Annotated in this window: 14 protein-coding genes and 1 rRNA gene; 9 read left to right on the top strand and 6 right to left on the bottom strand. The window is 31.2% G+C overall.

From position 1 onward, the window contains the following. Positions 1 to 121: ribosomal RNA gene (locus DY123_RS07650) — 16S ribosomal RNA — on the bottom strand; the annotation flags it as partial. Between the two features lie 565 nt (positions 122 to 686). Between DY123_RS07650 and DY123_RS05085 the strand changes: the two genes are divergently transcribed. The 3 genes from DY123_RS05085 to DY123_RS05075 all read left to right on the top strand — a co-directional run bounded on the left by DY123_RS05085 (position 687) and on the right by DY123_RS05075 (position 2753). Beyond that, positions 687 to 1865: a thiolase family protein gene (locus DY123_RS05085; RefSeq protein ID WP_140936257.1), complete on the top strand. Its 1179-nt coding sequence runs from the start codon at positions 687 to 689 to the stop codon at positions 1863 to 1865. 146 nt (positions 1866 to 2011) lie between these two features. After that, positions 2012 to 2545, top strand: a complete 534-nt coding sequence (locus DY123_RS05080) for a GNAT family N-acetyltransferase (RefSeq protein ID WP_108983219.1) — start codon at positions 2012 to 2014, stop codon at positions 2543 to 2545. 16 nt (positions 2546 to 2561) lie between these two features. Next, the gene (locus DY123_RS05075; protein WP_108983218.1) at positions 2562 to 2753 is read left to right on the top strand and encodes a hypothetical protein; all 192 of its coding nucleotides are present in this window, start codon (positions 2562 to 2564) and stop codon (positions 2751 to 2753) included. Between the two features lie 41 nt (positions 2754 to 2794). On the opposite strand, the gene DY123_RS05070 is transcribed toward DY123_RS05075, so the two are convergent. From DY123_RS05070 to DY123_RS05060, 3 genes are all read right to left on the bottom strand, one after another. Beyond that, positions 2795 to 3388: a L,D-transpeptidase gene (locus DY123_RS05070; RefSeq protein WP_225426757.1), complete on the bottom strand. Its 594-nt coding sequence runs from the start codon at positions 3386 to 3388 to the stop codon at positions 2795 to 2797. A 204-nt stretch (positions 3389 to 3592) separates the two neighbouring features. Further along, a complete protein-coding gene (locus tag DY123_RS05065) occupies positions 3593 to 4567 on the bottom strand; it encodes an AEC family transporter (protein ID WP_108983216.1) in 975 nt (324 codons plus the stop codon). Between the two features lie 598 nt (positions 4568 to 5165). Next, on the bottom strand, positions 5166 to 5939 hold the full coding sequence (locus DY123_RS05060; RefSeq protein WP_140936256.1) for a (S)-acetoin forming diacetyl reductase: 774 nt from the start codon (positions 5937 to 5939) through the stop codon (positions 5166 to 5168). A 192-nt stretch (positions 5940 to 6131) separates the two neighbouring features. On the opposite strand from DY123_RS05060, the gene DY123_RS05055 reads away from it, so the two are divergent. The 3 genes from DY123_RS05055 to DY123_RS05045 all read left to right on the top strand — a co-directional run bounded on the left by DY123_RS05055 (position 6132) and on the right by DY123_RS05045 (position 9716). Beyond that, complete coding sequence (locus tag DY123_RS05055) at positions 6132 to 7466, top strand: dihydrolipoyl dehydrogenase family protein (RefSeq protein ID WP_140934544.1); 1335 nt, start codon at positions 6132 to 6134, stop codon at positions 7464 to 7466. A gap of 156 nt (positions 7467 to 7622) precedes the next feature. Next, positions 7623 to 8963, top strand: coding sequence for a dihydrolipoyl dehydrogenase family protein (locus tag DY123_RS05050; RefSeq protein ID WP_140934543.1), 1341 nt, complete (start codon positions 7623 to 7625; stop codon positions 8961 to 8963). An 84-nt stretch (positions 8964 to 9047) separates the two neighbouring features. Further along, on the top strand, positions 9048 to 9716 hold the full coding sequence (locus tag DY123_RS05045) for a DUF975 family protein (RefSeq protein ID WP_140934542.1): 669 nt from the start codon (positions 9048 to 9050) through the stop codon (positions 9714 to 9716). Positions 9717 to 9792: 76 nt separating this feature from the next. On the opposite strand, the gene DY123_RS05040 is transcribed toward DY123_RS05045, so the two are convergent. Together DY123_RS05040 and DY123_RS05035 are read right to left on the bottom strand one after the other, a co-directional pair. Further along, positions 9793 to 10224: a universal stress protein gene (locus DY123_RS05040; RefSeq protein ID WP_108983164.1), complete on the bottom strand. Its 432-nt coding sequence runs from the start codon at positions 10222 to 10224 to the stop codon at positions 9793 to 9795. 53 nt (positions 10225 to 10277) lie between these two features. Further along, positions 10278 to 11849: an Nramp family divalent metal transporter gene (locus DY123_RS05035; RefSeq protein ID WP_140934541.1), complete on the bottom strand. Its 1572-nt coding sequence runs from the start codon at positions 11847 to 11849 to the stop codon at positions 10278 to 10280. Between the two features lie 282 nt (positions 11850 to 12131). Here DY123_RS05035 and DY123_RS05030 point away from each other — a divergent pair, with 282 nt between their 5' ends. The 3 genes from DY123_RS05030 to DY123_RS05020 are packed head-to-tail and all read left to right on the top strand — an operon-like array spanning position 12132 to position 15437. After that, positions 12132 to 13181: a DUF916 domain-containing protein gene (locus tag DY123_RS05030; RefSeq protein WP_140936426.1), complete on the top strand. Its 1050-nt coding sequence runs from the start codon at positions 12132 to 12134 to the stop codon at positions 13179 to 13181. 29 nt (positions 13182 to 13210) lie between these two features. Further along, the gene (locus DY123_RS05025) at positions 13211 to 14578 is read left to right on the top strand and encodes a hypothetical protein (protein ID WP_140934539.1); all 1368 of its coding nucleotides are present in this window, start codon (positions 13211 to 13213) and stop codon (positions 14576 to 14578) included. Positions 14579 to 14606: 28 nt separating this feature from the next. Further along, positions 14607 to 15437, top strand: coding sequence for a WxL domain-containing protein (locus DY123_RS05020; RefSeq protein WP_140934538.1), 831 nt, complete (start codon positions 14607 to 14609; stop codon positions 15435 to 15437). Positions 15438 to 15476 lie beyond the last annotated feature (39 nt).

Genomic DNA, 15476 nt, shown 5'->3' with positions numbered 1-15476 from the left:
CGTCCCGAATCCAAAAATCATTTATGCAAGCATAAAATCAAATTGGGAGGACTCGTTCGACTTGCATGTATTAGGCACGCCGCCAGCGTTCGTCCTGAGCCAGGATCAAACTCTCATCTTATAGATGAAAAGCTTTTAACTAGCTCATCAAATTAATTGTTTTTTATAAGCGAATTGACTTCGCAATGTTTAATTCCTTATGATCTAAATCATAAGAATCCTTACACATCATCGATTATCAATCTTGTTCAGTTTTCAAAGATCTACTTATCAGTTAGCTGCTTTCAATAAGCAGCTCTTTAATTATATCAGGTTATCAACTTAATGTCAACAAATTTTTATAATTAAATTTTGAATTAATTTGTTGCTTTTTGTCATATCAACAACGCAACATTAATTATTATGCCATCTTAACAAGTGAAAGTCAATAACTTTTTATAATTATTTTTCAATAACTAACTTGTCTTTTTCAACGACAATTACAATAATACCAAAGCTGTAAAACAACGTCAACAACTTTTTATAATTATTTTTTTGCCACCGTTATCAAAAATGACAACAGAAATAATAATATCAATAATTAATATCAACGTCAACAATAAATTTAAAAAATGATTAAATTTCAACAAAAAACAAATCATAACCTTTATAATGAAAAATAAATTAATTAAAAGGAGAAAATTATATTGGAAAAAGTAGTTATTGTAGCAGCGAAGAGAACCCCAATTGGGAAAATAAATGGTGCGCTTAAAAATTTTTCATCAGTTGAATTGGGAACAATTGTAACTAAAGAAGCAATCAAACAAGCAAAAATAAATAATGATAATGTCGATCAAGTTATCTTTGGTAATGTTCTACAATCTGGGGCTGGTCAAAATATTTCTAGACAAATCGAAATAAACTCTGGCATCCCCTACTCAAGTACAGCCAACACTGTTAATCAAGTTTGTGGTTCTGGATTAAAAGCTGTACGTAATGCCCAAGCAGCCATTGCTATGGGTGATGCAAACATAGTTGTTGCTGGTGGCGTCGAAAGCATGTCCAATGCTCCCTTCTTAAACATGAACATGAGAAAAGGCAAGAAGTTTGGCAATGTTTCATTAATTGATTCTATATATAATGATGCTTTAATGGATGCTTTTAACAAACAACCAATGGGAATGACTGCAGAAAATGTAGCTAAAAAATATAATATTAATAGAGAAGAACAAGATAAATGGGCATATGAATCACATATGCGTGCTTTAAATGCTCAGAAAAATGATTATCTTAATGAGGAAATTGTTCCTATTGAGATAAAGAGTCGTAAAGGTAGCTTCATATTTAAAGATGATGAAACAGTTAGACCAGATACTAATATGGAAGCTTTGGGAAAATTAAAACCTGCATTTACCAAAGAAGGATCTGTCACTGCAGGGAACGCAGCTAGTTTAAATGACGGTGCATCTGCACTTGTTTTAATGAGTGCATCCGAAGCCGAAAAAAGAGGCATTAAACCCTTAGCTGCAATTGATGATTACGCAGAAACTGGATGTGATCCAGATTACATGGGTTATGCACCATATGATGCTACTAAAAAATTATTCACTAAAATGAACATTAGTATGGATGACATTGATTTAGTAGAACTTAATGAAGCATTTGCAGCACAAGTATTAGCAGTGGCCAAAAATTACAATATCGATAAAAACAAATTGAACATTTCTGGTGGTGCTATTTCAATGGGACATCCTCTTGGTGATTCAGGAGCTAGAATTATTGGAACGTTAATATATAACTTAAAACGTACTAATAAGAAAAATGGTTTAGCTACTATTTGTATTGGTGGTGGCATGGGCATGGCAATGAAAATTACATTATTATAAAACAAATCACGTGGAACAAATATCGATTTGTTGTATCCTATATTGTATGAGAGATTTTTTATTCGTTGCATTTAACAACGATTATATATATACTCTTAAGTTATGGTTTTTATAAATTAATAATTAATCCAAAAGGAAGTGTTAAAATGCCCGCAACATACTTAAGAAAATCAACAGAAAAGGATTTACCAGAAATTTTGGACATTATCCATTCAGCTATTGCATATTTAGGTGAACAAGGAATTGACCAATGGCAACATGGTTATCCTGCTGATGATGACTTGAAAAAAGATATTGCAGACGGAATCAATTATGTACTAGTAACTGATGGTAATATTGCTGGAACCGCAACTATCCATCAAGGAATTGATCCTAATTACTTAAAAATTGAAGATGGTGAATGGGTAAATGGGTCTGAAGCTCATTATGCAGCAATTCATCGTGTAGCAATTTCAAATAAATTCCGTGGACAACATCTTTCACAAAAATTAGTGAGCGGTTTAATTACAGTTTCCACTGTCTTAGGATTTAAAGATGTAAGAATCGATACTCATCCCGAAAATATGGCAATGCAACATGTAATCACATCCAACGGTTTTGAAAAGCGTGGTATCATCCACATGCGTGAAAATGGACATCCTTGGACTGCTAGATATGCATATCAATTACTAATTAAATAATAAAGGTGGTTAAAACATGATGGCTAGTGATTTCTCAGTTCAAATCAAATTAATCGTTATGTATGCAATCGGAGTGATTGCCATGCTTTTATTACTTGGATTTTTATATTACAAACAGCATAAACTGATTACTAAAAATATAATTCCAATTTTAATTATAGCTATTATAATGATTTTGATTTTAGCCATTGTTATTACTTTACCTTAAAACAAAAAATGTCGGTACGAATAAATCGTATCGACATTTTTTTATTTAATAACAACCTTAGTTCCAAATGGAACATGTTGATTAATCCATTTAGCATCTGGTACTGACAAACGAATGCAACCATGTGAATTAGCCTTTTTACCCAATTCATGAGCATCCTTCATTAAATACTTACCATTTTTATCAACAGGAACACTATGGAACAAGTAAATTCCATGATCTTTCCAAGAAGTCCAGTAGTTAGCACCTTCTCCTGAACTGGCATTGTAAAAATGATTGCCACGTTCAGCTTGAATATGATAAGTACCCTTAGGAGTTGCACTATTGCCACTGCCAGTAGAACAATACATTGTATATAGAAGCTTATTTTTAGGGGTCATTACATAAACACGTTGATGTTCGCTAGAAACCAATAACCAATTTTTCTTTTTTGGATTCATATTAGGATAAGGGATCTTTTCAGAAGGTTTTCGCCAATCAATCTTTTGTAACTTGGCTTCAACTCGTTCATCAATATTAAAATGACCATTTTTTATATTATTTTTAGCTGTTGCTTTCCCACAAGAAATTAAAATAAGAGTAGTTAAAAAACAAGACAAAATTAATGCAATTTTCTTTTTATTTAATAATTTCAAAATATTACCTCTTTTTAATAACAAATAATATAAACTGCAATTGTAATAATAATAGCGATTGAGATTAATACATAACATAATTTTTCAAACATATAAATTCCTTCTTCGTATGCAAATTAAGCTTAACTAAAATTTTATTCTACCCCACAAACATTGTCAATCCAACAAAAAAGAGCTGCCAATTAATTGACAACTCTTTATTAACTAAATGTATTGCACAATTGTCATTAAAATAGGAATAACAACAATGAATAAAATAGTTGATGTAGTAACAATGTTAGTAGCATATTTTACATCACCATGAGCTTCAGCAGCTAAGATTGGTAATACAGCTAACATTGGAGTAGCTGATTGAACAATCATAGTTTGGTTGAACATTGATGGTAATGATACTCCACCATGCATAGCGACCATTAAGATTCCAATCATAACAACTGGTGCTAAAATAAAACGACCAATCAAGGCTACAACTGTATCACGATCAAATGAAATGCTCTTCAAGCCAGCATCGGCTAAAACAATTCCAATATAAATCAATGATAATGGAGTAACTAATCCACCAACATATGATAATGTTTGTGAAATAAATGGAACTTTTAGAATTGGGATGTTTAATAGTAAGAAAATTAATGCAACTAAGAAACCAACAAGTGGCATTGGAAGAACTTGTTTCCAATTAATCTTGTGATGTTCTTTTGGTTGATCCTTCTTAGTAGGATCATCATTACTAATTAAGAAGACCCCAAAGGCCCATGTAGAAACGGTATTAATAATGTAGTAAACCAAGAAATATGTCATTGAATTGTCACCGAATAAAGCTAAGTTTAATGGTAATCCAATGAAAATAGTATTGGCATTTACAATGGCATTAATAAATACTCCACGACGACCAACTCTGATCTTCATGATTTTAACAAGTGCAAACGCAATAATATAGCCAATTACTACTGAAATAATTCCCCAGATTAAATAACTACTAAAGCCAACTAGCTTATCACGAGTTAGCTTATTTAACACTGCAACAAAGATTGAAGCAGGTAGCGCAATATTTTTAATTAACTTAGAAATATTTTTGCTAAATGTATCGGCAAACCATCCTGTTTTACGAAGTACATAACCTAAAATCATGATTAGTACAACCACTAGGACACTTTGAATTGATGTAAAAAATACACCCATGTATAACCCCTCCTATAATTTATATAAAATTTTACTCTTAAATTTATTTAACGACATCAAACTATAAAACATTGTATAAGATATAGTCAAAAAATGTGTTCATTATAAATAAAATTTATATGTCTAAATATAGATTGAGCTAGAGTGTTGATATAAAGCTATTTACGTTTCTTATTTTGACGATGTAGAATCCAAATAGTCGTAAATGTGGATACTAAAAATAAAATTATTACAAATAAAATTAAATAAACAAAAAACATCATTTTAAAGCCTCCTAAATATGTATGTGTAGACAAAGTATATCTAAATTTAGAAAAAAATGCCAAATTTTGTTGCATTAAAATTAATATTATGGTTTAATATAAATTGTTGATTGGTAGTCAATAAATTAATTCAATATTATGAGCTGTTAGCTTAAGGTAAAAAGCACTCAGTCCTTTGCTGAGAAGATGGTGTTCGAAGCATCACAGCTCACTAACCAAAGTACTTTGAAGATTTAATTTTTGGAGTACTTTTTTATTAATATTGTTTTTATTATATCTCACAAAAAAAGGAGCACGCATAATTATGCGTGCTCCTTTTTATTTTAATTTATATATTAATGGAATTGCATTCCACCATCTAATTCAAGGGTTTGACCAGTAATGTAATCGGAATCTTTTCCTGCTAAGAAAGCCACTCCGTTAGCAATATCTGAGGATTCAGCAAGACGACCTAAAGCAATGTCTTTAGAGAATGTCTTCATCCCCCATTCATCATCTTTGTTAGCATTTTGCGCAACTTGATGAGCGATATCCATCATCATTGGTGTTTTAACAATTCCTGGTGCAAATGCATTTACAGTAATGTCCAATGGAGCTAAATCACGAGCAGTTGATTGAGTAATGCCACGAATAGCAAATTTACTACCACTGTACAATGCTAAATTAGGATTACCAACAACTCCAGCTTGTGAAGTAGCGTTAATAATCTTTCCGCCATGACCTAACTTTTCAAATTGTTGTTTAGCGGATTGAGTACCCCAAATAACAGATGAAACATTAGTCTTGTATACAAAATCAAATTGATCAGGAGTAATTGTATCAATTGGAGTGGTTGGACCAACACCTGCATTATTAACAACTACATTTAAATCACCAAAATGTTTAACTGTTTCATTCATTGCATTAAACATTTGATCACGATCAGATACATCCACTTGAACAAAGATTGCTTCTCCACCATCATTATTGATTTCATCGGCTACTTTTTTACCCTTTTCCTCAGTTAAATTTGCAATTGCGATTGCAAAACCATCTTTGGATAGTCGTTGGGCAATTGCTTTACCAATGCCTTGGCCACTACCAGTAACAAAAGCTACTTTTTTACTCATAATAATCCCTCTTTCATTTAATAAATATCAGATAATATTATATATCATAAACATACATATTGATATAAATATTGACTCATTTAAGTTGTGTACTAAACAATCTGAGACAAAATGTTTGAATTATTAAATTAAGCAGTCTATTCTAAATATAGAAATTGAAAATAATATATAAAAAGTTAGGAATGATTTTAAATGGCTGATAAATACGATTACGATGTTTTATACATTGGTGCTGGTCATGGTACTTTTGATGGTGCTATTCCATTGGCACAAAAAGGATTCAAAATTGCAGTCGTTGAAGCAGATAAAGTTGGTGGAACTTGCCCTAACTGGGGATGTAACGCCAAAATCGCTTTAGACATTCCAGTTCAATTAACTGAAACTCAAAAGAGATTACAAAATATCATTAATGGTGATACTTCAATTAACTGGAAAGAAAATATGGCAAATAAACATAAAGTAATTGATGGATTGCCTGATGCTATTTCTGGCTTAATTGAATCATTAAACATTAAATTAATTCATGGTTTTGCTAAATTAAGTGATAATCATACTGTAACTGTGGGTGACAATAGCTATTCTGCAGACAAAATTGTTATCGCTACTGGTTTACGTCCACACCGTTTAGATGTTGAAGGTAAAGAATTAGCACATGACTCTAAAGATTTCTTAAACTTAGATGAAATGCCTAAGCACGTAACTGTTATTGGTGCTGGATATATCGCAATGGAATTTGCTACTATCGCCAATGCTGCTGGTGCTCAAGTAACTGTCTTAATGCATGGTGATAAAGCCCTTCGTCAATTCAACCAAGAATATGTTGATATGGTTATGAAAGACCTAGAAGATAAAGGTGTTCGTTTCATCAAGAATGCTGACATTAAAGGTTTTGTTCAAAAAGACGATTGTGTAACTGCTGTGCAACTAGCAGATGAAGATGTTCGTACTGATTATATCTTAGATGCTACTGGTAGAATTCCAAACGTCGAAAATATTGGCTTAGATGAATTAGGTATCAAATATGATAACAAAGGTATCAAAGTTAACGATCATTTAGCAACCGATGTTGATAACATCTATGCTTCTGGTGATGTTGCTGATACTGGTCAACCTAAGTTAACTCCTACTGCTATGTTTGAATCTAAATATCTAACCAGCTTATTCTCAGGTGAAACTAAAGATGCCATTGACTTCCCTGCAATTCCATCAGTTGTCTTTACAACTCCACGTATTGCAGAAGTGGGAGTTTCAGTGGATGAAGCTAAGGATAGTGACGAATACACAGTTGAAGAAACTGATATGACTAAAGATTGGTATCGTGCTATTACCAAAGAACAAATTGCAAAACGTGCATATGTCTTTGATAAAGAACATCACTTGGTAGGTGCTACTGAAGTTTCAGACCAAGCTGATTCTGTAATCGATTCAATCTTGCCTGCCGTTGCTCTAAAACTAGATCAAAAACAAATTGGTCGATTAGTTCACTTATTCCCATCCATTGGAAGCGATGCATGGCAAAGTATCTAATTTTAAATTAAAAACAAGTATATCTATATCTATTATCTATAAAAATAAAAAATTCCAGGAAACTGGAATTTTTTATTTACCCAAGTGTAATTGTTTGTTTATTCAGAAGTACTATATTAAATTTATTTATGAACAGTACATATAGGAGGAGTTCTTATGAAAAATAATAAATATGATTATGATGTCATTTATATTGGTTCTGGTCACGCTGCTTTTGATGGAGCCAAAAAGTTATGCAAAAAAGGATTTAAGATTGCCTTTGTTGAAGCTGATGCAGTTGGTGGAACTTGCCCTAATTGGGGATGTAATGCCAAAATTACTTTAGATTTACCAATTACTTTAGCTCAAAAACAACGTCGAATGAATAGTATTGTTGAAGGTAATACTAAGATTAATTGGCATGCTAACATGCAAAATAAGCATGCTGGAATCGATAACATTAAAGTTGATCGTGAAGCTACTATGAAATCACTAGGGATGGATGTCATTCATGGCTTCGCTAAATTTGCTGATGCACATACATTAGAAATTAATGGTGAACACGTAACTGCAGATAAAATTGTTATCGCTACTGGTTTAACCCCTCATAAAGTAAACGTTGAAAATACTGAACTATCTCATGATTCTAAAGATTTCTTAAACTTAGATGAAATGCCTAAATCCATGGCAATTGTAGGAACTGGATATATTGCAATGGAATTTGCTACTATGGCTAATGAAGCTGGTTGTGATGTCACAATGCTAATGCATAGTGATAAAGCCCTTCGTGGATTTTACCAACCATATGTAGAAAAAGTTATTAATGAAATGAAAGCATCCGGAATTAATTTCATTCAAAATGCTGACATTCATGCTTTTAATCGCGATGGCGACAATTATATTGTTAACTATGGTGATAAAAAAGAATTAAATGTTGCATGGATTTTAGATGCTTCTGGTCGTATTCCAATGGTTCATAACATGGGATTAGAAGATGTCGGTGTTAAATATGATGAAAGAAAAGGAATCATCGTAAATGATCACTTACAAACTTCCGTTGATAACATTTATGCATCTGGTGATGTAGCAGCTACTGGTCAACCTAAATTAACCCCTACTGCTACTTTTGAATCGCAATATTTAAATCATCTCTTCTCCGGTGAAACTGATAAGGCTATTGATTTTCCAGCAATTCCTTCAGTAGTATTTACCTCACCAAGAATTAGTCAAATGGGTGTGACAGTGGATGATGCTGAACAAAGTGATAACTACACTGTTGAAAAACATGATATGGCTGACAGCTGGTTTAGACAAGCCACTAAAGCTAAGATTGCTGAAAATGCATACGTCTTTGATAAAGAACATCGTCTAGTTGGTTTTACAGAAATTTCTGATGATGCTGATAACACTATCGACACCCTTGTCCCTGCCGTCAATATGCATATGAATGAAGAAGAAATTGAACGTAATGTTCATTTATTCCCTTCAATTGGGCATGAAGCTTGGAAAAACTTATAAAAATAAAAAAACTCTTTAAGTAAATTACTTAAAGAGTTTTTTACATATAGTATAATGAAGAAAAACATATAAGGAGGTCTTTAATTGGATCGTTCACAGTTAAAAATGGAAGCTAATCAAATGTTAAGTCAACATTTTGGCTTCTTCTTCACCTTATTCATTCCATATTTTATTATGGAAATATTAACAAGCATGAGTAACCAAAATGCTGAATCTTTTTCTGTTGTTGATGGTGTGTTACAAACAACATATAATGGAAACTTATTTTTATCCACAGGTCTCTTTGGACTTGTAACAGTTATATTTGCTTACAGTACACAATTTAATTTATTAGACGCATGGCGCAATAGAAGTGATTTTGAAAATGGATTCTCTAAATCATTCAATATTTTATCCAGTCAAAGAGTGTTTTGGGGAACAATCGGAGTATTCATAATGTCAGTTATTTTCATTACATTATGGTCATGTTTACTTTTCTTCCCTGGATTTATTAAAGGTTGTTCGTATTCACAAGCAGTATACATATATCGTGATGCTGCAAAGAATGGCAATCCAATTGGAGTATTAGAAGCTATTACTAAGAGTCGTCAATTAATGGACGGTCATAAATTTGAATACTTTGTCTTACAATTAAGTTTCATTGGTTGGTGGTTAGTTGTGATGGTTACATTTGGCATTGCTGCAATTTATGTAACTCCATATACATCGCTAACGATGACCAGATATTATCTAAATTTAAATAATGAAGCATAAAAATAACCGCTAAGATTAAAATCTTAGCGGTTATTTTTTGTAGTAGTTAATAATTTAATTAGCTTTAAATATAATTTTATCTGATAACCATAACTGATACAGGTGAATATTTAGCCATGTAAGCAGCTTGACTACCAAAGTGTCTGGATAGTCCCTTTTTAGATTCTGATCCAACAATTAATAAATCAGGATTTACTTTAGGGATAACATCCTTAACGATAGTTTCTCCAGCTTCACCTTGTGATGCAATAACATCTACATCTTTAACACCAGCAGTTTTAGCTGTTTCTTCATACTTTTTAATATGCTCTTCTAGATCTTCATATTTACCATGAACATACTTTCCAGATAATGCTTGGTAAATATTAATATCTTCATCTTCAAGAACAGAAACGATAGTTAACTTAGCATTTTCTTCCTTAGCACGTGCAATAGCATACTTAAAGGCTAAAATGGCATCATCAGAATCATCAACTGCAACTAGAATATTTTTAAAGTTAATATCCATATTCATGTTTTTCATAATTAAGCCTTCTATTCTATTAATATTATTTTACAGAATTAGTCTTTTAATTCAGGATGAGCATTAATGAATCTCTTGTTACCACGATGTAATTCAGTTAATGTCCAAATTAATAGTAACACAATTAAGATATTGACAATCCAAGCAATAATTCCCGCTTGTTGATCTTGTGCAGCAGTTGGGTTATCACCATAAAATCCTGAAATAGAATCTTTCATATTATATAAGTTTAAGAAAGTTAATGTTAGAACTGAAATCCATCCACAAACTTTAACCCACATAGTATTAGCAAATTTCTTACCCATTTCAAACTTACTGTTAGTCATCATCAATAATGGAAGCATTGAGAATGGCAAAGCAAAAGCCAAGAAAATTTGTGAATTTTCAATTAAATCATTAATAGCAGCATGTTGTTTTAATGTTGATTCACCAGCGGTCATTGATACACAAATTAAAACTGGGATAACAGAAATTAAACGAGTAATTAAACGACGTGCCCATAATGGAACCTTCAAATTAATGAAACCTTCCATAATAACTTGACCAGTTAAAGTACCAGTAATAGTAGAGTTTTGACCAGAAGCTAGTAAAGCAACCGCAAATAATGTTGATAAAATACCTGATTTAGCAACACTAATCAAAATTGGATTAGATAACATCTTAGTGTTATTTAAAGCATCAAATAAACCAAAGAATGAAGTATCTTGAACAGCACCTGATTTAAATACCGCAACACCCATGATTAATAGTAAAGCGTTAACAAAGAAAGCAAATGTTAGTTGAACATTTGAGTCCCATGTTGTAAAACGAATAGTTCTAGCAACATCTTCTTCATCATTATGATCAATCTTACGAGTTTGTGAAATAGCTGAATGTAAGTATAAATTATGTGGCATAACAGTCGCACCAATAATACCTAAAGCACCTGATAGTGGAGTCATACCAGCAACTTCATGACCAGTTGAAATAGTTTCAGGAACTGGAAGTAATCCTTTAAGAGCACCAGCCCAATCAGGATGTGATAGAACTACTTGATATACGAAAACTAGTAGAATAACAACGATTAAACAAACAACAATTGCTTCAATCTTTCTAAAACCAATTTTAGTTAATAATAGCAATATCAAAACATCAAATACGGTCAAGAATACCGCAAAGATTAGTGGAATATTAAATAATAGATATAAAGCAATCGCTCCACCAATAACTTCGGCAATATCAGTAGCCATAATAGCAAATTCAGTCATAATCCATAATACAATTCCTAGTGTTTTACTAGTTCTTGCACGAATAGCTTGAGCTAAATCCATCTGACTCACGATTCCAAGTTTAGCTGCCATATATTGTAATAACATCGCAATCAAACTTGAAATTAAGATAACAGACATTAATAGGTACCCAAAGTTTTGACCACCAGTAATTGAAGTAGCCCAGTTACCTGGATCCATATAACCAACGGCAACTAAAGCACCAGGTCCAGAATATGCAAATAATGTCTTCCAGAATCCCATATTCTTAGGTACGGAAATTTTTCCGTTTATTTCATCTAGAGAAGGACCGTTTGCATATTGTACAAAGCCCTTCTTTTCGTGTGAAGAGTTTTCACCCAAAATAAATCATCCTTTCTGCGTTCTTATAGTTTCTCTATAAGACCATTAGAAATTATAACATACTATTTAAGGTGTGGGAATGATTTTTTTAGCACCACCTAAAAAATATATTAAAAGAATTAAATAAATACAGTAAATCATCCGAAGAATTACTAATGTTGAGCATATTGTTTCAAAATCATTATCATGAATTTTATAATGTAAAGGAATTGTTACATTTAGGTAATATTCACATAATAATATATTTAATAAATCATAAATAAAGGAGCGTAATACATAATTATGAAAATACGAAAATTATTCTTAATATTTTTTACAATAATAATTGGAAGTTTAACTTATACAACTTCTGCAAATGCAGCAAACAGTAATCCCGAAATTCCATTTACTATGGAAGCAGTTCACCCTAGCAATCAAATAAGCAAATCAACTAGTTATATTGATGCTTTATACAAGCCGGGACAAACTCAACAACTTCAAGTCAAAGTGAAAAATAGTTCTAGTGTTACCCAACATTTTATTGTTTCGGTTAATGATGCAACGACTAGTAATGGTTTAGCTATTGATTACACACAAAGTAAACAAAAACTAATTGGATCACCTAAGATTTCAGAACTAATTGATGGGAATGCTAATCAAGCCATTACTATGCCTGGTAAAAGTTCTAAAGTAGTAACCTTTGATTTATCGATGCCTAAAGAAGATTTCAAGGGAATTATGATGGGCGGTATTTCAGTTTACAAAGATGATCGATACTATCAACAAAATAGTAACAATAATAAGGGAGTTAGCATCAACAATAAGTTTGTTTACTCCACTGCTGTTTTATTGAGAAATCAATCGGGTAATGTTTTTCCTGATTTAAAAATGGTGGATGCAAAGCAAGCACCTGCTAATTATAGTCCTGCAATTGTCACCACCCTTCAGAATGATAAACGTAATTTTATTAGCGGTGTAAAGACACACTCAACTATTAAAGATTCAAATGGTAAAAAAGTGGCTGAAAATTCTACTAGTTTGGGCCAAATTGCCCCTATTAGTCAATTTGATTTGTCCACTCCATTAAAAGAAACTTTATCTCCTGGTGATTACACATTAGATGGAAATGCTAGCGCTAGTGATGGGCAAAAATGGAATTGGCATAAAACAATCCATGTTACTCAACAAAACTTTGATAATACACAAAATAACATTGTGACAAATAAAAAACCATTCCCTTGGGCAATGGTTATCATAGTTGCATTAATTGCTATTATATTAATTTTAATTGGTTTATTAATTTATTTATTATTAAAACGTAGAAATAAAGATGATAAGGAAGAAGATAAGTAATAGAGAATAAAAACGAGGAGGGACTAATATTGAAGAAATTAAAGTTATCTTTTAGTATTTTAATCCCTTTGTTTTTATTAAGTATGTTTGGCATCAGTGCTTTTGCTGATGAAGATGGTAATGTATTTAATAATTATTCTTTTCCAGAAAAAGGATACTATGCAATACAAGATGATGAAGATAAGGGAATTGGTAGTTCTAATTTTAAATCTGATTATGTTGATTCTGGAACTAATAACAAAAATAAAGTAATTGTAAATTCTACCGGAGATGAAAATACTAATAATGGTAAAGAAAATTATATAGATTTTTCTTATGGAAGCAAAGGTGGTTCAAATACTAACAAACAAGAAGATAGATATGTAAATTTCCAAATGGAGTTAAATGATAGATTAAGATTTAATAATGATAATACAGAGAACATGGTAGACGGCGATAACACAACTATCACCTATAAACAAGAAAACCATAAAATAAAGTCACAATCTCTCACATCACCTAATACTAAAATAATTAAATATAATAAAAGAAAAATTTATGTTTGTAGATTTGACACAACAAAATATTATCATAGTGGACAAATAAATGTGCGTTTATATCTCAAATCTAACATAATAAATGAAAATGCTTATGACAAAGATGGAAATTATCCCTTAATAAATTTATATTACAAATCTGGTAGTGATGATTATGAAAATAAAAAAATTAGTGCTCCTGTATATCATGTTTTTCAGATAGCGCAAACATTAAGATTTAAAGATGTTAAAGATAAAGTTCTTGCTGAAATGAATGATAGTGCAGATATATTAAAGCAAAAGATAAATAATCTATTTAATAATAGTCCAGAAGATTCCAATATTTTAAATAATCAGGTGAATAATAATTCAAAAAGAAATATAGGAATACTAAATGGAGTATATCATTTGGATCAGTTGATTTCTGAAAAACAAGATATGAGTGATAATCTTGAACAATCTTTGCATCTCCTAAGACTAAAAAATGTACCTAATACTTTTAATTTTAATAATGCCTCAACCAATGATGGCACTTCAAATTTATCAAATAATAGTATTACAAATAATAATATCGGCATATCTTCATTTAATGAACCAAATTTAAACATAGATTTAAAATTATCAAATTTAACAAATTCTAATAATCAATCATTACAAAATGCTAATTTTAAAGTAAACAATAATCCAAATGTTATTTATCCTAATAATTCATTTAATTATCGAACGGTTAATAATATAAAAAATGGATATATTAAATATGGAATATACCCTATCACTTTAAATTACACTAAGGGGGTGATGCCATCTGGAACATATACTGGTACCGCTACCTGGGACATATCTCCTAAGGTTAACGATAATGGAATAACAATTAAAAAATAAACATTAACTTCTAAAAGGAGATTTTAATATGAAAAAATTATTATTATGTACAGCTGCTTTAACAATGTTTGCTGGTAGTACATTGGCATTGAATAGTAGTAATGTAAAAGCTGATGATGCAAATACATCAAGCAAAAGTGAAAACAAAGACCAAAATAATAATGGTATGTCAACCGACGGCAATAGTGTAAAAACATTCACATATTTTAAAGTAGATAATAGCTCAACAAATACCCCACCTGTAAATCCTGATAATAGAAGCATTAAATTAGAAAATCCTCAATTGCATAATATATTTCAAACAAATGCCACAGGAAATTTAACAATTGATGCTGTACCGACATCATTGAATTTTGGTGAAACTGATAAAAACTTAGAAGGAAAAGATATAAACGTAACGCTAAATGATAATAAAGATAATAACAACGATAATAATATTGATCGTTATTATGCACAAGTATCAGACTACAGGGGAAAGCATACGGGATGGAATTTATCAGCAAATATGTCTGAAATGACAGATACAGATCCAACTAATTCTTCAAATAAACTAGATGGAGCAAATATAAAATTTAGTAATAATAACGTCCTTGGTGCTTATGGTGATAATGCTAATAAATTAGGAGACCCTAATAATGTTAAGACTGATAATATAAATCTTGATCCAAACAGAGGTAATGTTACTGTAATGTCTGCGGCAGATCAATCTGGTGCTGGTACTTGGTTTGATTTATTTAATAATATTAATTTAAGTGCCGGTAGAGCAGATTCTGGTAATTACAAGGGAACTATAACTTGGAATTTAAGTGATGGTCCTTCTACACCAAACAATACTACAGGTAAAAATGGTAATAATTAATAAATTTTACAAAAAAGCTTTGCAATTTGCAAAGCTTTT

Origin of the sequence: Apilactobacillus micheneri (genome assembly GCF_006493595.1) — a bacterium.
Taxonomy (GTDB): domain Bacteria; phylum Bacillota; class Bacilli; order Lactobacillales; family Lactobacillaceae; genus Apilactobacillus; species Apilactobacillus micheneri.
Note: the sequence above shows the minus strand (reverse complement) of the source record. Positions and strands in the feature narration are given on the sequence as shown.